Source organism: Virgibacillus salexigens (assembly GCF_014905415.1).
Taxonomy (GTDB): domain Bacteria; phylum Bacillota; class Bacilli; order Bacillales; family Amphibacillaceae; genus Virgibacillus; species Virgibacillus salexigens.
On the sequence record NZ_BNEO01000005.1, the window covers coordinates 52610 to 70050 of the forward strand.

The 17441-nt window shown below is 38.0% G+C and carries 22 protein-coding genes and 2 riboswitches; of the genes, 12 read left to right on the forward strand and 10 right to left on the reverse strand.

All coding sequences use genetic code 11. The annotated features are described in order from the left end of the window. Positions 1–101 precede the first annotated feature (101 nt). Genes JKP73_RS17455 through JKP73_RS17465 form a run of 3 tightly spaced genes read left to right on the forward strand, consistent with a single transcriptional unit; the run spans position 102 to position 2961 of the window. On the forward strand, positions 102–839 hold the full coding sequence (locus tag JKP73_RS17455) for a (Fe-S)-binding protein (protein ID WP_021288812.1): 738 nt from the start codon (positions 102–104) through the stop codon (positions 837–839). Next, positions 836–2260: a LutB/LldF family L-lactate oxidation iron-sulfur protein gene (locus JKP73_RS17460; RefSeq protein ID WP_038245825.1), complete on the forward strand. Its 1425-nt coding sequence runs from the start codon at positions 836–838 to the stop codon at positions 2258–2260. The genes JKP73_RS17455 and JKP73_RS17460 overlap by 4 nt, the downstream gene beginning before the upstream one ends. After that, positions 2260–2961 (forward strand): LutC/YkgG family protein, encoded by a 702-nt coding sequence (locus tag JKP73_RS17465; protein WP_021288810.1) that lies wholly within the window; start codon positions 2260–2262, stop codon positions 2959–2961. Before JKP73_RS17460 ends, JKP73_RS17465 begins: the two co-directional genes overlap by 1 nt. 288 nt (positions 2962–3249) lie before the next feature. Here JKP73_RS17465 and JKP73_RS17470 read toward each other — a convergent pair whose 3' ends face one another. Next, positions 3250–3435 (reverse strand): hypothetical protein, encoded by a 186-nt coding sequence (locus JKP73_RS17470; RefSeq protein WP_021288809.1) that lies wholly within the window; start codon positions 3433–3435, stop codon positions 3250–3252. Positions 3436–3505: 70 nt separating this feature from the next. Beyond that, entirely contained in the window at positions 3506–3979 is a 474-nt protein-coding gene (locus JKP73_RS17475; RefSeq protein ID WP_021288808.1) for a hypothetical protein, read from the reverse strand. 411 nt (positions 3980–4390) lie between these two features. Here JKP73_RS17475 and JKP73_RS17480 point away from each other — a divergent pair, with 411 nt between their 5' ends. The 6 genes from JKP73_RS17480 (at position 4391) to JKP73_RS17505 (ending at position 9167) form a co-directional block, all read left to right on the forward strand. After that, the gene (locus tag JKP73_RS17480; RefSeq protein WP_074436691.1) at positions 4391–5875 is read left to right on the forward strand and encodes an MDR family MFS transporter; all 1485 of its coding nucleotides are present in this window, start codon (positions 4391–4393) and stop codon (positions 5873–5875) included. Between the two features lie 412 nt (positions 5876–6287). Further along, a complete protein-coding gene (locus tag JKP73_RS17485) occupies positions 6288–6617 on the forward strand; it encodes a PadR family transcriptional regulator (protein WP_021288806.1) in 330 nt (109 codons plus the stop codon). Continuing rightward, the gene (locus JKP73_RS17490; protein ID WP_038245824.1) at positions 6614–7012 is read left to right on the forward strand and encodes a permease prefix domain 1-containing protein; all 399 of its coding nucleotides are present in this window, start codon (positions 6614–6616) and stop codon (positions 7010–7012) included. The genes JKP73_RS17485 and JKP73_RS17490 overlap by 4 nt, the downstream gene beginning before the upstream one ends. A gap of 11 nt (positions 7013–7023) precedes the next feature. Further along, positions 7024–7662: a hypothetical protein gene (locus tag JKP73_RS17495; RefSeq protein ID WP_021288804.1), complete on the forward strand. Its 639-nt coding sequence runs from the start codon at positions 7024–7026 to the stop codon at positions 7660–7662. Continuing rightward, entirely contained in the window at positions 7659–8246 is a 588-nt protein-coding gene (locus JKP73_RS17500; protein ID WP_021288803.1) for a hypothetical protein, read from the forward strand. Before JKP73_RS17495 ends, JKP73_RS17500 begins: the two co-directional genes overlap by 4 nt. Before the next feature lie 183 nt (positions 8247–8429). Continuing rightward, positions 8430–9167, forward strand: a complete 738-nt coding sequence (locus JKP73_RS17505) for a MerR family transcriptional regulator (protein WP_038245822.1) — start codon at positions 8430–8432, stop codon at positions 9165–9167. A 302-nt stretch (positions 9168–9469) separates the two neighbouring features. Here the strand turns inward: JKP73_RS17505 and thiE are convergent, their stop codons facing one another. The 7 genes from thiE to JKP73_RS17540 form a co-directional block, all read right to left on the reverse strand. After that, on the reverse strand, positions 9470–10051 hold the full coding sequence (thiE, locus tag JKP73_RS17510) for a thiamine phosphate synthase (protein WP_051170014.1): 582 nt from the start codon (positions 10049–10051) through the stop codon (positions 9470–9472). Positions 10052–10094: 43 nt separating this feature from the next. Next, positions 10095–10865, reverse strand: coding sequence for a hydroxyethylthiazole kinase (thiM, locus tag JKP73_RS17515; RefSeq protein WP_038245821.1), 771 nt, complete (start codon positions 10863–10865; stop codon positions 10095–10097). Further along, the gene (gene thiD / locus JKP73_RS17520; protein WP_038245820.1) at positions 10865–11668 is read right to left on the reverse strand and encodes a bifunctional hydroxymethylpyrimidine kinase/phosphomethylpyrimidine kinase; all 804 of its coding nucleotides are present in this window, start codon (positions 11666–11668) and stop codon (positions 10865–10867) included. Before thiD ends, thiM begins: the two co-directional genes overlap by 1 nt. Then, positions 11665–12354 (reverse strand): thiaminase II, encoded by a 690-nt coding sequence (gene tenA, locus JKP73_RS17525; protein WP_021288798.1) that lies wholly within the window; start codon positions 12352–12354, stop codon positions 11665–11667. The genes thiD and tenA overlap by 4 nt, the downstream gene beginning before the upstream one ends. 67 nt (positions 12355–12421) lie before the next feature. Beyond that, positions 12422–12525, reverse strand: a riboswitch (TPP riboswitch). Beyond that, positions 12514–13011: an energy coupling factor transporter S component ThiW gene (gene thiW, locus JKP73_RS17530; RefSeq protein WP_038245819.1), complete on the reverse strand. Its 498-nt coding sequence runs from the start codon at positions 13009–13011 to the stop codon at positions 12514–12516. It overlaps the preceding riboswitch by 12 nt. A 122-nt stretch (positions 13012–13133) precedes the next feature. Next, a riboswitch (TPP riboswitch) is annotated at positions 13134–13244 on the reverse strand. A 268-nt stretch (positions 13245–13512) separates the two neighbouring features. Continuing rightward, entirely contained in the window at positions 13513–13905 is a 393-nt protein-coding gene (locus JKP73_RS23560) for a spore coat protein (protein WP_051739235.1), read from the reverse strand. Positions 13906–14347: 442 nt separating this feature from the next. Then, positions 14348–14554: a hypothetical protein gene (locus JKP73_RS17540; RefSeq protein WP_038245818.1), complete on the reverse strand. Its 207-nt coding sequence runs from the start codon at positions 14552–14554 to the stop codon at positions 14348–14350. Between the two features lie 198 nt (positions 14555–14752). Here JKP73_RS17540 and JKP73_RS17545 point away from each other — a divergent pair, with 198 nt between their 5' ends. Both JKP73_RS17545 and JKP73_RS17550 read left to right on the forward strand, forming a co-directional pair. Continuing rightward, positions 14753–15127 carry a DUF2642 domain-containing protein gene (locus tag JKP73_RS17545; RefSeq protein ID WP_038245817.1) on the forward strand — a complete coding sequence of 125 codons (375 nt, stop codon included), beginning with the start codon at positions 14753–14755 and terminating at the stop codon, positions 15125–15127. 13 nt (positions 15128–15140) lie between these two features. Then, positions 15141–15353, forward strand: a complete 213-nt coding sequence (locus JKP73_RS17550) for a hypothetical protein (RefSeq protein ID WP_021288792.1) — start codon at positions 15141–15143, stop codon at positions 15351–15353. Between the two features lie 124 nt (positions 15354–15477). Here JKP73_RS17550 and JKP73_RS17555 read toward each other — a convergent pair whose 3' ends face one another. After that, positions 15478–16386: a Gfo/Idh/MocA family protein gene (locus tag JKP73_RS17555; RefSeq protein WP_021288791.1), complete on the reverse strand. Its 909-nt coding sequence runs from the start codon at positions 16384–16386 to the stop codon at positions 15478–15480. A gap of 131 nt (positions 16387–16517) precedes the next feature. Between JKP73_RS17555 and JKP73_RS17560 the strand changes: the two genes are divergently transcribed. Continuing rightward, entirely contained in the window at positions 16518–17438 is a 921-nt protein-coding gene (locus JKP73_RS17560; RefSeq protein WP_021288790.1) for a glycosyltransferase, read from the forward strand. The last annotated feature ends 3 nt before the right edge of the window (positions 17439–17441 follow it).

Here is a 17441-nt window from a genome sequence, read left to right on the forward strand (position 1 = left end):
TCCATTTAAAAAAGGCATTTCGTATCAATTGTCGGTTTGAATTCAAAAGCGACAATCGAAAGGAAAACAGCTTTCAAGAATAAGTTTAGAGGTGAAGGTGAATGAAAGTATCATTATTCATTACCTGTGTCAGTGATATTATCTTTGCTGATGTTGGTAAAAACACGGTAGAAATTCTAGAAAGAGTAGGTTGTGAGGTAGATTTTCCTGCTGCGCAAACATGTTGTGGTCAACCAGCTTATAATAGCGGATACTTACAAGAGGCGAAAAAATCGATGAAACAGATGATGCGTGCGTTTAAGGATTCGAAGTATGTTGTAGGCCCTTCTGGTTCTTGTGTTGGAATGCTAAAAGAATATCCTGCCGTTTTTAAAGGGGATCCTGAATGGGAAGAAGCTGCTAATGACCTTGCGAATAAAAGCTTTGAGATTACTCAATTTTTAGTAGATGTTCTAGGAGTTACGGATCTTGGGTCAACCTTTAAAGGAAAGGTGACTTACCACCCATCTTGCCATATGACACGAGTCTTAGGTGTAAAGGATGCGCCACAAACACTGCTCAACAACGTTAAAGGCGTAGATTTTGTTGAACTTCCAGTAAAAGAAGATTGCTGTGGATTTGGTGGAACATTTGCCGTGAAAAATCCAGCAATCTCAGGGGAAATGGTAAAAGAAAAATCGCAGCATGTTTCGGAGACCAATGCAGAATATTTAGTCGGAGGAGATATGGGTTGCCTCATGAATATAGGTGGCAGGATGCGAAGAGAAGGTAAGAATGTGAAGGTTGTTCACATTACTGAGATTTTAAATACACAAGAAAAAGGCGGAGGGATAGCATGAGCGTGAAAATTGGAGATGTTTCTTATAAAGATCGTATTGATAAGGGGATCGAAAATGAGTTTATGCGTCAAGCTGTCTCTTCTGCCCAAGGTCGTTTTCGAACAGGACGTCTATCGCAAGCGGAGGAGCTTGGGAATTGGGAAGATTGGCGACAGCTTGGTTCGGAAATTCGTACACATACGCTAGAAAATATTGATTATTATTTACAACAGCTAAGTGATCAAGTGGCTAGACGAGGCGGAAACGTGTTCTTTGCTGAAACAGCAGAAGAAGCCAATGATTACATTGAAAATGTTGTGAAAAAGAAACAAGCAAAGAAAGTCGTGAAATCCAAATCAATGGTTACAGAAGAGATTGGATTAAATCATTGCCTAGAAAATATTGGGGCAGAAGTAGTTGAATCAGACTTGGGAGAATGGATCCTACAACTAGATGAAGATCCACCATCTCATATTGTTACACCCGCCTTGCATAAAAATAAAGAACAAATTCGAGAAACATTTGCACAAAAACGAGGGTATGATAAATCAGATGATCCGGAAGAGTTGGCGGCATTCGCACGTGAACAATTACGGAAGGATTTCCTCTCTGCTGATATAGGAATTACTGGATGTAATTTTGCAATAGCAGAATCCGGTGCTATTACATTGGTAACCAATGAGGGGAATGCTCGAATGGCTACGGCTCTACCTGATACACAAATTACAGTAATGGGAATGGAAAGGATTGTCCCAACATGGGAAGATATGGAAGTACTAGTGAGCCTGCTTACCAGAGCTGCTGTGGGACAAAAATTAACCAGTTATGTGACTTCCTATACCGGAGCAAGATTAGAGGATGAGATTGATGGGCCAGACGACTATCATCTAGTCATTGTTGATAATGGACGCTCCAAAATATTAGGAACGGAGTTTCAATCCGCACTTCACTGTATTCGCTGTGCGGCATGTATCAACGTTTGTCCAGTATATCGTCATGTAGGGGGTCATGCTTATAATTCCATTTATCCTGGTCCAATTGGTGCCGTACTAACTCCGTTATTGGATGGATACGAAGATCATAAAGAATTACCGTATGCTTCTTCACTTTGTGCAGCCTGTACAGAAGCTTGTCCAGTAAAGATACCACTACATGAACAATTAATTCGACATCGTGAAATTATTGTGGAACAGGAAAAGAAATCACCAGTAGCAGAAAAAGTGATGATGAAGGGATTTGCTAAATGGGCGTCTAATCCAGCTGCATATAAATTAAGTACGAAAATGGCTCGTACGGCATTGAAACCTTGGACAAGGGATGGAAATATTGAAAATGGACCTGGTCCATTAAAAGGTTGGACCGATGTAAGAGATTTTCCGGCACCACCTAAACAATCATTCCGGACATGGTGGAGTAACCGTCAAAAGGAAGGGAAGGCATAATGGCTATTCATAATAGAGATACGTTCTTAAGTAATTTAGCAGCAAATTTAGGCCGACCACGACGAATGGATGGCGTAGAAAGACCGACATACAGTGTGCAACCCCAATATGACGTGTTAAACGGGTATTCTACGGATGATTTAATTTCTGTCTTACAGGAACAATGCAACGTTATTCATACCGATTTTATTCATACAAATCGTGATGGCTTATCTAACGTGTTAATGGATACGATTGCCAGGTATGAAGGGAAATCAATAATTGCTTCAAATGATAAGCGTAATCAAGTATATGGTTTGGATGATATCTATTCCCGACTTGACCAGGAATTAGACGTTCACATATGGGATCATTCTTTAGGAGAAGCGAACCAAAGGATTGCGGAACAAGCGGATGTTGGAATCTCATTTAGTGATATAACCTTAGCAGAATCTGCGACAGTGACTCTATTAAACAATAAAGATAATGGTAGATCTATTAGTCTCTTACCAAAAACATATATCGCTATCATCCCTAAAGATACACTTGTACCAAGAATGACCCAGGCTGCCAAGCAGCTCCACGAAGCCGATGCGCAAGGCGTAGACGTACCTTCTTGTGTAAGCTTTGTGTCTGGACCTAGTAATAGTGCTGATATTGAAATGAACTTAATTGTAGGTGTACATGGACCAATCAAGGCAACCTATATTGTTGTAGATTAATTGGAATTCTAATGCTTCTTTATTTTTCAGATAAATGTTGCTAGCGAAATATTTTTGATTGATCATGACTTTTAGGTGACGAGATTCTAATAATCTATCTGTCATACGTAGACTTATACTTTGTTCACGCAAGAAGTAAAGCACTATGGTCATAGAATCCTAACCATCAAAAGGGATGAGGACAAATAGTAGGTACTGAACTAAAAACAAAACCGTATGCAATCCGTTTTTTAACTTGATTGCATACGGTTTATTCATTTCACATCGTTTCGTCGGATTCTCCATAAGCTATTTTTGAAATAAGGCTTTAAACCCTATATAAAGCGTAGCAACTGCAAATACAATCATAGCTATTCCTCCGATGATGTCGAGGAAGTTGGTGATATCTTCTGTGATTACTGCAGAAACCGGTACATTCGTTAGACCAAAAGCAGCAAATACACAAGCTAAATAAAGAAGAGCCAAATTATACATATCGCATCCTCCCTTCACTTTAGCCTATGAGAGAGAGGGAGGCTTGGTATAGTCGACTATCCTTATTTAACTAAAAGCATTGGTATGATTCAATTCGGTCCAGATCAATTCCGAAATAAACCCATCCAAAACCGGTCCAGCGGAAGCCAGCAATTGAATTTCTGCCTACAAAAATTGGATAGAACCAGAAGGAATCCCTTCTTAGCCAAATATAGGTGTTGCGAAATAAACAGAATCGGATTCCGCCTGGATCAACAGCAAACGTTTGTACTTGTGGTTTTTGCGGAACAAATGATGGTGGCGGAGCAGTTGGCGCCTGCCCTTGACCTGGCCCCCCAGGTCCTGGAGGTGGCCCGGGAGGCCCACCCCCGGGTGCACCAGGGAATCCTGGAGGGCCAGGAGGCCCCCCTCCGGGGCTGCCAGGAAATCCTGGAAAACCTCCGCCTCCTTGGCCGCCACCCGGTCCAAAAATGCCACTTATATTAGGTAAATTAAAGATCCGCTGTTCGTCATTATTAGGTGGTTCATAATTGTAAGGATACATACAAAATCTCCTCCTATTGAATCTTTCTCTTTACTATATGGGGCACGCGTCTATTTTGTTATTATTTTTTCTGAGTATTTTTCTAGATGCATGTTAAAATATTTACCTTTAAAATAATTTAATAATTGAATACTTGCTTCTGTCTATGGTGCATGTTAGTATTAGTTTACTTAAATGGAACGGAGGTTTTTGAAGTGGTAAATGATCAATCCAAAATTACTGTTATAACTAAATAACAAGCTAATTTTGTAGCTACTGGGATTGGTCTGCCTATTTCAACAAATCAAGAACGTGAAGGGGGAGAGAATAGTCTCTCCCTTTTTATTGTGTTTTTTATCAAAAATGTGTTGACGCTACCTGTCCTATCGTGACGATGCTACAAGGTTAATAATTAGAAAGGAGATCTATACAATGAACGATAAGAATGAACCAACATATGAATACTTAGCGGATAATCCGAACTTTAAGGTTATGCCAATTATGTTGTCATTAATTATTGGTGCTTTTTTTGCAATATTGAACGAAACATTATTAAATATTGCACTCACTACATTAATGGGAGAATTTAATGTATCCTTACCAACGGTTCAATGGATGGCAACGGGTTTTATGCTTATCATGGGGATAGTTATCCCCGCGTCTGCTGTGTTATTGCAATGGTTTACGACAAGGCAGTTATTTTTAGGAACAATGACCATTTTTACCCTTGGGACAACAATTTGTGCGTTAGCACCAACTTTTCCTATTTTATTAATAGGAAGACTGATTCAGGCAGCGGGAACAGGTTTATTAATGCCAGTAATATTTAATGTGTTTTTACTTGTATTCCCACCACATCGGCGTGGGAAGGTGATGGGACTTGTGGGATTGGTTATTATGTTTGCTCCGGCAATAGGACCTACACTTTCAGGAGTGATTGTTGAATATTTAGGATGGCGTTTTTTATTTATTTGTGTAATCCCATTTGCTCTGTTTTCTGTCGGATTTGCTTATAAGTATTTATTAAATGTTTCAGAAGTTACAAAACCAAAGGTTGATGTGTTATCACTTGTTTATTCAACCATTGGCTTTGGATCACTTGTCTACGGATTTAGTGCAGCGGGGGAAGGGGAAAACGGCTTCCTAAGTCCGAATGTGTACACATTTATATTTATTGGGGTTGTAGGTATTACGTTATTTGCGATCAGACAGTTCAAGTTAGAAGATCCAGTGATGGATTTACGAGTGTTCAAGTATCCTATGTTCACCCATGGGATATTGATGTTCTTAATCATTATGATGACGATGTTTTCATCGGAAATTATCCTACCTGTGTTTATGCAGGGTCCCTTAGGGCTGATGCCTGCAGCAGCAGGGCTTTTGCTATTACCAGGAAGTATCTTAAATGGTATTATGTCACCCGTCATGGGACATCTCTTTGACAAGTTCGGTCCAAGGTTATTAATGATACCTGCGTCTATTGTATTAAGTGGTACCATGTTCATGATGAGCAGGCTGAACGAAAATACAGAACCCTGGATGATTATTATTGGGTATATTATATTAATGCTCACTGTATCAGCCATAATGATGCCTGCGGAAACGAATGGTTTAAATCAATTACCCAAAAGATTGTATCCCCATGGAACTTCTGTAATGACAACATTGCAGCCAGTAGCAGGTGCAATTGGGGTATCCGTGTTTATTAGTATATTGAATGCTCGCCAAGCACATTATTTAAGTCAGTCCGAAAATCCGCAAGATCCAAACGCGATTAGTGATGCAATGGTGGCAGGAGTTGAACTTGTTTACTTTATCGCATTTGCTATCTCCATTGCTGCGGTTATTTTAGCATTTCTAGTGTACCGAGCTGTTCCAAAAGATCAAGAAAAAAAAGAACAGCCAAATAACATTTAAGAGTGAAACAGACAATTTTCATGTGCCCTAAGGCTGTCGAGAAAACGTTCTCGACAGCCTTATTTTTTAGCAATAGTTTCCACTGCTATGCTTAAGGTAGAATTCTCAAAGGCACTGATGACAGCGAACTATCAAATATTAAAGGTTGTCTCGATTTAGCAGAGGGACGATGAAACGCTTGCAAAAGAACGGGGTGAGACAACGAAGTCACTAGAAGTTCATCCGCGGAAAGCGAGTTGTTCGCACCGTACTTCTAGTGAACAAAACGCAGTATAATGCGTCTGTATTTTCACATGTATCATCAATGACTGATTCATGTAGCGAGCTTTTTTAAAAATTACTTTGACAGACAGAGTAATTTATCGTATGATTACTCTGTGAGATAGAGTAGTCAAAATGAGGAAGTGTGATAATGATAAGAAGTGATATCATCCGTGGTCATTTGGAATCGATCATTTTACGTTTAGTATGTGAAGAAGATCGATATGGTTATGAAATTTCAAAAGAGATAAGTGCACGCACAGACAACCGATTCCAAATAAAGGAAGCTACTTTATATGCGGTGTTTCAACGGCTGGAAAAGAAGGATTTAATTGACTCCTATTTTGGAAATGTTTCTCAAGGCGGAAAGCGAAAGTATTATCGTATAACTACCCTTGGAAAGGCTTATTTGAAAGAAACGGTTGAAGAGTGGAAAGAAACGAAGGCAATTATCGATTTATTCATGGAGGGATTAGATTGAAGAAGATTAATGGATACGTGGAGGAATTATTTAAAAATATACCTGAGAGCGAGCAAAAAAACGCAGTTATGCAAGAGGTGACCCAAAACCTTGAAGAAAAGGTCTGGGACTTAATGGGAGAAGGAAAAACGGAGGAGGATGCAATTAATAAAGCCATCGTTGATTTTGGAGATATTGAAGATTTAAAGCAAGAATTAGGTGTAAGCCAACCTAAAAAGAGGAATACGTCTAAGCTGAATTTATGGTATTCCATATGGGGAAGTCTTCTCATTATTTCCTTATTTGTATTTATTAATTTCTATTACTCCCCAGAAATCATATGGTTTGTATACCCAACATTTGCGGTACTTTGGTGGCCACTTACAATGTATTTTTCATGGAAACGAACAAAGTAGGGGGAAACAAGATGAAAAAAATAGATGTTGCTTTTTTACTAACAGGTTCGATCATGACGATTATTTTTCTAGTCATTGTCAATCTATTAACAAGTAAAGAACATGTATGGTTTATTTACCCAACTGCATTCATGCTCATTTTTCCGTTTGGATTATATTGTTTCAAAATGAAGAAACAGACGTTTTTCTCTGTCATTAGTAGTGCTATTATCTTTTTTTTACTTGTGATTGAGAATATAAGAAGTACCCCTGAACATCCATGGGCATTATACACGATCATCCCTCTCGTTTATTGGCCGATGCTGATGATTCTGAGGAGGAAAGTAAAACCGTTGCGAATTGCAATTATTGGTAGTGGAATCTTTATTCTTTATTATTGTTTATTAAACCTACTTGTTTCACCATATACGCCTTGGGTTATATTCCCTGTTTTTGCTATATTATGGTGGCCGCTTTCTGTCTACCATGCAAGAAGAAAATCGTATTTCTCTTTCTCCCTTCAGGGGGCTACCCTTCTTTGCGCATTTTTTATTATGGTGAACGTTTTTTACTCTCCAAGCACGATTTGGGCAATCTACCCAATATTCACGATACTTTGGTGGCCTTTAAGCATGTATTACTTTGTATATAAAAGGAATATAAAATCATGAATCAAGATAGTAACAGTAAAAGACAAGTTTATTTAATTTTTACAGACACCGGAACATTATTTACAAAATTAATTAAGTTTTATACGAGGAAGCCTTTAAACCATGCTTCCTTATCATTTAGCTTAGAACTAGAGAACATGTATAGTTTTGGTCGTAAAAATCCAGCAAATCCTTTTATTGGTGGCTTTGTTAAAGAAAACATTTCAGAAGGGTTGTTTAGAAACGCAGTATGTGAAGTGTATAGCTGCAATGTAACAGAGTTTGAATATAAGAAAATGGTTGATAAAGTAAATCAAATGGAACAGCAAAAAGATAGGTATCGGTATAACTTGATTGGCATGGTTGCCCTCTTATTTCAGTTTAATATCCATCGATCAAATGCATTTTTCTGTTCACAGTTTGTGGCAACGATTCTTAATGAATTAGATAATAAATTAAATAAATCGGCTAATCTTTGTACGCCTCAAGATCTTCGAGATATGAATAATCTTACTTGTATTTTTAAAGGAGAGCTTAAAAATTATCCATATCGTTTTGAAGAGAAAGAAAATGAAATAGAACTTCCGTCAAGGAAGGCGATTTAATCAATGTTGGCACTGTCCATTAGATGGATGGTGTTTTTTTATACTCATCGGCAGGTTTGTACGTATAGGAAATGGATCATTTACAATGATGGTTTCAATCTGATGAAAATTATTTTGAAACTTGCTATTGACCCTCACGCTACGTGATACTCTATAGTATAGATTGTAGGGAGGTTAACAGCCATGAAAGTTAAGGAAGTAGCTGATTTGGTTGGAATTAGTGTGCGCACACTTCATCATTATGATGACATTGGGCTTTTGACTCCTGAACAGACAACCGAATCAGGGTATCGTATTTATTCTGAGATGGATCTAGAACGCTTGCAACAAATTCTATTTTTTAAAGAACTTGATTTTCCGCTGAAGAAGATTAAAGAGATCATTGACAGCCCTTCTTTCAATCAAGCGGAGGCACTAGAAATGCAACGAAATATGCTGCTTGATAAACGGGATCGAGTCGATACAATGATTCGAACAATTGATAAAACGATAAAATATAAACAAGGAGAGATCGTTATGAGTAATAAAGAAAAGTTCGATGGATTTGACTTCAGTCATAATCCTTATGAACAAGAAGCACGTGAGCGTTGGGGTGATAAGGCAGTGGATGAGTCCAATGCGAAAATGAACCGAATGACGAATGAGGAGAAAAAGGAATTCGAGGAAACATTCCATGCTATTTATCGTGAATTAGCAGTGGTTCGTCATGAAGATCCTGCTTCTGAAATAGCCCAAAAACGGATTGGTGAATGGTTTGAATTCTTGAACCAGATGGGAACCTATTCCCTTGATGCTTTTAAAGGGCTTGGTCAAATGTATGTGGACGATGAACGATTCACCAAAAATATTGACCAATTTGGTAACGGACTCGCTATATTTATGCGTGATGCAATGGCTGTTTACGCAGATAAACGAAAGTAGAGTTGAGAGCGAGGCAATGAATGGTTTTTACAGGGTAACCAGTTCCAAAACATTGGATAATGGGTAACTTTATTCATCCAACATAGCAATAGAAATAGGCATGATTCGAACGGGATCCATCCATCAGCTCAATTCGGATAAGCGGTTTTTGCTTTTCCAATTTAACCTGGTCATCCCCGTAGAAAGCATGCCCTATTTCGAATTGCGGTTATCGAATATTCGAATTTAGAGGTCCTTATTCTCATAATGTTCTAGCTTCTTTATTGTTCATAAAAGCTGTTACTTTTCTTCTATAGAGGGCTCTATAATTGCGATACGGCTTGGTCTATATATTTCGCATTTGTAATAGCTGAGATGATTGAAACCCCATCTGCTCCAGCCTCCATCACAGATGCAGCATTATCAACAGAGATTCCTCCGATTCCGACGATGGGGATATGGGGATAGGCATGTTTAACTTCTTTTACCCATTGGGTACCAACAGCAACTTTAGCATCCTCTTTTGTAGTTGTAGAGAATATTGGTCCAACCCCCAAGTAATCAATGGAATCGATTGGACTATTGTTAAGCTCTGCCTGATTAGATATCGAAAGCCCAATCCACTTGTTTGGAAAACGGCGTCGCAGCTCTGCTGCCGGTTTATCATCTTGACCTACATGTATACCGTCGGCATCTAATATTTCTGCTAATTCTTCATCATCATTAACGAAGAAAGGAATTTGGTATTGTTTGCATATATCCCGTAATTGTTTGCCTAATAAATATCTTTGAAATCCCTGTAATGCACCGTTTCCTTTTTCCCGATATTGAAATGCGGTTATTCCAGCATTCGCTGCTTGTTTAAGGATTTCCTTAGGGTCGCCATTACAGTTTTGGCTTCCCATAATAAAATATTTTCTTAATGCTTGTCTTACTTCCAATTCCTGATTAGCTCCTTTCCAATTGCTCTGATTTCAAAGATAGTGCATCAATAAATGCTGGCAGGAAGCTTCCTGGACCGTAGACATATGATTGTGCTGCAGCATGTTCCGCTGCTAGTCCATAGAATTGTACAGCAGTAAGTGCTTGTTCTTCAATGGAGTAATTTGTTGTTAAACAAGCTGTTAGAATGGAGCCTAATAAGCAGCCTGCACCAGTAATTTTTTCTAACCAGGCATGACCTGTTGTATTATGAATCATCTTTTCATTACTACAAATGACGTCTGTTTTTCCTGTAATAATAGCAGTTGTTTGGTACAATTTGGCTACTTTAGCTGCAATTTCTTCAACATTTCCATCACCAACAGATTCCACACCTTTTGTTTCCCATGGGATATCAACAAGTTGTGCCATTTCTCCAGCATTTCCCTTAATTGCTGTAAATGAAACAGCCTGTAATAATTGACGAACTCCGTCTTGCCTAAATGAAGTAGCCCCAACTCCGACTGGGTCTAGCACAACAGGTATCCCTTTCTTATTGGCCGCTTTACCAGCGAGCTTCATTGCTTCCAGCTCCGTTAATGACGTTGTTCCAATATTGATCAATACTCCATCAGCCGCCGCTGCCATCTCTTCAACTTCTTCCTTTGCTTTTGCCATAACTGGGGCTCCCCCAAAAGCCAGCAACCCGTTAGCTGAAAAGTTCATGACAACTTCATTTGTGAGGTTATGGATTAGTGGAGTAGTTGCTTTAACCTCTTGAATGATCGAATCCTTCATTATTTCACCCTTTCTTCTCTTATAGCCCAGTGATTGGTAGGACCGTTACCTGTTCCTAATGGAAAGGAATGCTTTATTGCTTCGGTCACATAGTGCTTTGCCATTTGAACAGCTTCGATTAAATGAAGCCCATTGCTTAAGTTTGCAGTAATTGCTGCTGAATAAGTACAACCAGTTCCATGGGTGTTCTTCGTATCAAATCGGTCCGCAGCAAATGTATGAAGTTGTGATCCATCATACAAAAAGTCAATTGCTTTCCCCTGTAAATGGCCCCCTTTGATAAGAGCTGCTTTTGGTCCATACGTATGGACAATTGATATGGCTGCTTCTTTCATATCCGCTAGGCTATTGATGGAATTTCCTATAATAAACTCCGCTTCGGGAATATTTGGGGTAACCAACGTTGCTATTGGTAATAATTGTTCTTTAAGAACCCCCCTTGCCTCTTCATCAATCAGAGGATCACCGCTTGTTGCTACCATAACAGGATCAATTACGTAAGGTGCATTTGTTTTTGGTATTGCATCAGCAATTACTTCCATCATATCTCGGTTAGCAATCATTCCTGTTTTTATCGCATGAACTGGCATATCGGTTAATACAGATTGTAATTGATCATGTAACATCCCTGTTGGTAAGTGATGGATGTTTTGGACTCCAGTTGTGTTTTGAGCAACCACAGAAGTAATGACAGACATCCCATAAACCTTCAATTCTTGAAATGTCTTAAGGTCTGCCTGTATTCCTGCACCTCCACTAGGATCCGTTCCCGCGATAGTTAGTACACTTGGAGGTATACTCATTGATTGGTCACCTTCTTTTCTCCCGGCCATTCTTCACAGGTGTAAGCCATCTCCCAGAATTTAAGTTCCAACTGGCAGCTTTTTCGAAAAGCTTCGCTAATTAGATCTTGTTCTGATTTTGATGCATTGGCTGCTAATATATCGAGCCGGCTTCTCATTTCAGTTGTTGTTTTCTCTACCTCATCACTTGCATAAAAGCTAATCCAGTCATAAAATGGATGATCTCTTGTTGGGTGGAATTGCTTCATCAATTCTTTCCCTATTTCTAAATACGTCCATGGGCATGGAAGTAGTGCTCCGAGTATTTCACCGGATGTCCCCATTTGGGCATGGTACATCATATGTTTTATATAATGGTCTGCTGTTGGTGGAAGAGGGTGTCCTTGTAAATCTTCATACTTAACCCCAATATGATCACAAAAATTTCGGTGGGGGTGGATTTCATCATTTAATACAAAGTTTATTTGGTCAAAGAAATAGGCAATATCTTCTCGCTTTTTAGACTTTGCTAAGGCTATCCCATAAATTTGCATAAATGCATTCAAATATTCGAAATCCGCTTTAATATAATGAGCAAGGGCTTTATCGGGGATCGTTCCATTTCCGACGCCTTGAACAAATGGATGTTCAAAAATGAGCGCAAAGATATCATTATTTTCTTGTCTTAAATGATCTGTGAAACACATCATTTAGCCTCCTTTATTATGGGACGCTACTAGAGGAATTAAAGTAGATAAATAGAGGAGTGTTATGATAATTTCCTCACTACTTTCCTGCGCTGGTATTAGCCAGATCAGGTTCAAAGGGACAAAGGAAGCGTTCCTTATCTCAGCAACATGGCGCCCCTAGTAGTTTCCTTGTAAACGAATAATATGTTCTTGTTTTACTTTTAATAAGATGATCCAACCAATAAATGCTCCAGATATACTGCTTGCCAAGAAGGATGGCATAAAAAATAGTGCACCTGTACCACTATTCATAAATAGTTTGGCGAAAGGGACAGCAAAGAGAGAACCGATGATTCCTGTGCCGATAATTTCTCCAAAGACAGCAGCTATTTTTTTACCTACCCAACGATAAAGCATTCCTGCTAGGAAAGCACCAATCATCGCACCAGGGAATGCTAACAGTGTACCTAGACCAATCATGTTTCGTAATAAACCGATTGTGAAAGCAATCACTACAGCTGGGCCAGGTCCTAATGTAATGGCAGCTATGACATTTACAGCATGCTGCACAGGGTAAGCCTTAGCAATTCCAGCAGGAAACCAAAGAAATTGGGCTCCTAACGTACCAATCGCTATAAATACAGCCATGTATGTTAGTAAATAGGTTTTTCTCATGGATTCATAAATGAGCTCCTTTTTGTTATAGATTTAAGCTTAGTAAATGTTCTCTGTTTGTTTTTACGACTATGAAAAAGCCAGATCCTTTGGGGACCTGGCTTCGGTTATGAAATAGAAAGACGCTATGCCTACTACTTCCCTCCGCTGGTATTAACCAGATCAGGTCTGTAAGAGTCAGAAGCTCAACTGCTTCCTCTCAGCCCACGCCATGGGCACCCCTAGTAGTCTATGAATATTTAGTTATGTTTCACTTCACTAAGCTTTATTATTAGCATAACAAATCAAATCATGTTTGTCATTCATAAACCGAATGAGCAATTAATAAAACTACGAACCATAAAAGCTAGTTTAAGCAAACGATTGATTAAACTTATACTTTATAACCCTCATATACGTACGGATATCTAAAGGTTTTTAAGTAAATGAAAAGGCCATTTCGCACAAGAAAATGGCCTTTTCGTTTATGATTATTTAATAGGTTATTTTGTAGGTTGAAAATTATAGAATATCTAATCTAACAACTAGTGCAATCAAGATTTGAAGCAACACTTGAACGTTGATCGCGATATCTGTATCGGAAGTAGATACTTCTACGCCACGAGAGTTTTCAATAAATACTTGCTGTTTATTCACTTGGCTGGATTTTAGTTTAGCAAATAGGTCTTGTGTTACCTCGTCTGCTTGGTTCCCATCTGCAATAGAGATACTAATTACAATAGCAATGGCAACCTGTAGCGCTACCTGTACATTAAGTGCAGCTTGAATGTCAGATGATGTCACATTTACATCACAAGAATCTTTGATAATAATGGATTCAATAGATTGTTGAACATTTTTCAATTCACCGCTTGCTTCTTGATCTACGGTAGGATCATCAAATGGATGGCACATCGATGTGTCTAAGGCTCTCCATTTTTTATCTTCTCCTCGGGAATCATTACAAGAATTATGACATGAATCATGACATGAATCATGACGAGAATCATTGCAAGAATCATAACTTGGACGTACATTACTACAGCTGTCACAAACATTTTCATGACGACCACGTCTTCTCCTATCTATTGTTCTGCCGCAATCTTCACAGCAAGACTTCTCAAACGCTTTTGATCTTGACATAGTATTATTTCCTCCTTCTTCTCGTTTAGAATATCTTATGTCTCAAAATTGAAATAGGAAGGGTGATTGTACCAAGATAAACTACCTATTTATTGGAGAAATAATTGTTTTTTAAAAGACAAGAGGAAATCCCGGTAATTTTTGTTGATTTACCGGGATTTAGATTTAACTTTGAATATAGGGGGTTTTAAAAATTGATCTATTTGTCTATTATTTATTTTGTTTCATCTTCCTCATTATTACTTTTCATTACGCCATCCACATCTTTCCTTAGCTTGCTAACCATATCTTTAAGTGTTTCTTTATCTGTTTCACTTACTTTCGTTTTATCTAACGTAACACCGTGCTTTTTTAATGTTGCATCTAAAAGAAAATCGACAATATGGCTTGAAGCATTATTATTTTGATTGTTTTTACTCAATTCTTCCACCTCCAGCAAAGCTTTTTATATAGTATATTCTCACAAGAGGTAATCGTGCTAAGATACTAGTCTATTTATGGGTTATATGAATCTATAGGATAAAGGTGGAATTATCGCTCCATGAAATAAATGCCCTTACTAATGGCTATTGTGGCACATATATTGAATAGAAATATATTATAGAAAGGATGAATATCATTGGCACTAACAAATGGACAGCGTAGTCTACTAGAGCTGCTAAATCAATTGTCTCAGAACCTAGCTAATAGCAGTGGCATAAGTAAAGACGTATCTGTAAATTTACCAGGAATTGGTGTGGATGTTGGGCTTGACCTAGGTGGTAACGGCGGTGCTGGAGACACAGGAGATAATGGGGGTACACCTGACACGCCTACTACAATCCGAGATGTACTTTTAGGTCTAGTTAATGAACAAGTAGAACTAACCACTCCTTTTGGAATGGTAACAGGGACATTGCTAGCAGTAAGAGATGATTATGTTGTTGTAATTGAGAATACCGGGTCACAAGCACTTGTCCGAATCGATAAGATTGAATTTGTCAGTGAACTATAAAGGAGGATTATAAATGTTTGAAGATGCATTTGCAGCTGAACTTGCAACGCAATTGGGTTCTACTGTTGAGGTAGCTACAGATAACAACTTAATAGAAGGAATTCTTTCAACAGTGACTGCGGAATTGGTATTAGTAATTGATGTAAGCAGCGGATACGGTGATAATGTGAAAATCTATATATCGTTAGACGCAATTAACTTCGTTCGTTTCCCTGTAGCAGCTTAAATAAAATAAAAAATACCCTGATATAAAGTTCAGGGTATTTTTTATATTGTTTTTTCATAAGTTTATTCCAAAAGTCATACGATGAAATGATAAGCGTACACTTCCAAGTGTACGCTGACAATACTTAATTCAACTTACTTATTGCATTACCGATTTGGTTGGTAAGCTGAAGTGCTTTTATCCCATCTTCGCCCGAGACTTTTGGTTGATCGTTGTTTTGGATGCAACGTATAAAATCCATTAACTGTAAGTGGAGCGGTTCGATCTCATCATCAATCACAGTTATGCTTGTTATGCCTGATCGTACGATTTTTAATTGCTTTTGAATGATGTCGACATCAAATAGAGCGTCTTCGGTTAAAATCTGGATAGACCTTATTTTTCTTTTCGATTTAAAGCTGGCGGTTAATTGTACAATAATGTCTTTAACAGATGTAGCAATAACAACCGCGTGTTTTGGGGTGTTTTCAATGATTTTACCAAAAGCATGAAAGTCGTCAATGGTATCTTGAAGAATAGCTTGTAGGATATAAAGGTCATGGATCATTAAATCAGCTACTACATCTACATTTTTAATACGGTGATGATATGGATTCATTCGATGAAATTCCATTCCAATGATCTTTTCATCTGTTAATTCCTTTATCAGTAATTGAATTATTGGATTAAATAGTTCAATATGACCGACTTGAAGCTTTATTCCCGCCTTTTTCGCTTTTTTGACCAAATCGTTTGCCTGAACAACCGTACTAGTTATTGGTTTTTCCATTAGGATGTGCACGTTGTGCTTAATACAGGTTAAGCCAATTGGGTAATGGTATTCAGTTGGTACAGCTATACTTATTGCATCAACTTGTTGGAGAAGGTTATCCATCGATTGAAATTGTCTCACATTATATTTGTTCGCCATATCATTTGCCCTTTGTTCATCTTTATCAAAAATACCAACTAGTTGGCAGTGTTCATGCATGGATAAATATGTTCGAATATGATTTTCTCCCATCTTTCCTGTGCCAATTACACCAACTCTCATAATAAATCTCCTCACTCTGATGACTCCTTGTTCTATATCGTATGCATGAGCTTGTAAGCGAGATAGACTGACATAACACAAATAAATAAAATTGGCCTTTGACCTGTTCAATTAAGAAGGGAGGTGGCAATATGATTCGTCTATTATTAATCGCTGAAGACACTTCACAGATGATTAATAGAAATTACTTCTACTTAGAGCAGGAACTATCTCGTCTTGTTCACGTCATGCTGTGGAGAAAATCAGGACATATTGATTATATCCTGAAACAACTTGATGTGCGTCCGGATTTTATATTGATTCTCAATGATATCGATCGGCAAATGAAGCCAATAATAAAGGGGCTTGCACATGTGGATATCCCTACTGGACTATTTATAAATGATGTTCATCGTTTTGTAAGTCTTCGAAGGAATTATATACAGAAAAACAACATTGATTATTTGTTTCCAGTCGTTCGTGATAAATGTTTGGAGGTATATCCGGAATTTCAAAATAAAATGGAATGGTTTCCACATTTCGTTAATATAGAATTATGTAAGGACTACAGATTAAAAAAAGATATCAATTTATTAATGATTGGGGCGGTAAATGAGCTTTATCCATTAAGACAACGTATTATCAATACCTATCAAGGAAGGGCAGATTTCGTGTATCATCCACATCCAGGGTACCATCATTTTAATGAGGAAGAACAACAAGAGAAGATGATTGGTAAGAATTATGCCAAGGAAATAAACAGATCAAAGATACTTTTTACTTGTCCATCAAAACTTCATTATCCTGTAATCAAATATTTTGAGGCTCTTGCTTGTAAAACATTGCTACTGGCTCCTACGTTTAATGAGCTAGAGGATATTGGATTTATACCAGGGATTCATTTTGTACCAATAGATGAGCATGATTTTGAGCAAAAAGCGGCATATTTCTTAAGTCATCAAACGGAACGTGAACAAATTGCCGAACAGGGGTACCGATTTGTACGTAAGCATCATAGCGTTCAACAAAGAACAAACCAATTAATTGAAAAAATTAAATGTATACTACAATAATAG

Bases quoted from the DNA above. Each gene is read 5' to 3' on its own strand.
- JKP73_RS17455 (WP_021288812.1), top strand. From the start codon at position 102: ATGAAAGTATCATTATTCATTACCTGTGTCAGTGATATTATCTTTGCT.
- JKP73_RS17460 (WP_038245825.1), top strand. From the start codon at position 836: ATGAGCGTGAAAATTGGAGATGTTTCTTATAAAGATCGTATTGATAAG.
- JKP73_RS17465 (WP_021288810.1), top strand. From the start codon at position 2,260: ATGGCTATTCATAATAGAGATACGTTCTTAAGTAATTTAGCAGCAAAT.
- JKP73_RS17470 (WP_021288809.1), bottom strand. From the start codon at position 3,435: ATGTATAATTTGGCTCTTCTTTATTTAGCTTGTGTATTTGCTGCTTTT.
- JKP73_RS17475 (WP_021288808.1), bottom strand. From the start codon at position 3,979: ATGTATCCTTACAATTATGAACCACCTAATAATGACGAACAGCGGATC.
- JKP73_RS17480 (WP_074436691.1), top strand. From the start codon at position 4,391: ATGAACGATAAGAATGAACCAACATATGAATACTTAGCGGATAATCCG.
- JKP73_RS17485 (WP_021288806.1), top strand. From the start codon at position 6,288: ATGATAAGAAGTGATATCATCCGTGGTCATTTGGAATCGATCATTTTA.
- JKP73_RS17495 (WP_021288804.1), top strand. From the start codon at position 7,024: ATGAAAAAAATAGATGTTGCTTTTTTACTAACAGGTTCGATCATGACG.
- JKP73_RS17500 (WP_021288803.1), top strand. From the start codon at position 7,659: ATGAATCAAGATAGTAACAGTAAAAGACAAGTTTATTTAATTTTTACA.
- JKP73_RS17505 (WP_038245822.1), top strand. From the start codon at position 8,430: ATGAAAGTTAAGGAAGTAGCTGATTTGGTTGGAATTAGTGTGCGCACA.
- thiE (WP_051170014.1), bottom strand. From the start codon at position 10,051: ATGGGAAGCCAAAACTGTAATGGCGACCCTAAGGAAATCCTTAAACAA.
- thiM (WP_038245821.1), bottom strand. From the start codon at position 10,865: ATGAAGGATTCGATCATTCAAGAGGTTAAAGCAACTACTCCACTAATC.
- thiD (WP_038245820.1), bottom strand. From the start codon at position 11,668: ATGAGTATACCTCCAAGTGTACTAACTATCGCGGGAACGGATCCTAGT.
- tenA (WP_021288798.1), bottom strand. From the start codon at position 12,354: ATGTGTTTCACAGATCATTTAAGACAAGAAAATAATGATATCTTTGCG.
- thiW (WP_038245819.1), bottom strand. From the start codon at position 13,011: ATGAGAAAAACCTATTTACTAACATACATGGCTGTATTTATAGCGATT.
- JKP73_RS23560 (WP_051739235.1), bottom strand. From the start codon at position 13,905: ATGTGCCATCCATTTGATGATCCTACCGTAGATCAAGAAGCAAGCGGT.
- JKP73_RS17550 (WP_021288792.1), top strand. From the start codon at position 15,141: ATGTTTGAAGATGCATTTGCAGCTGAACTTGCAACGCAATTGGGTTCT.
- JKP73_RS17555 (WP_021288791.1), bottom strand. From the start codon at position 16,386: ATGAGAGTTGGTGTAATTGGCACAGGAAAGATGGGAGAAAATCATATT.
- JKP73_RS17560 (WP_021288790.1), top strand. From the start codon at position 16,518: ATGATTCGTCTATTATTAATCGCTGAAGACACTTCACAGATGATTAAT.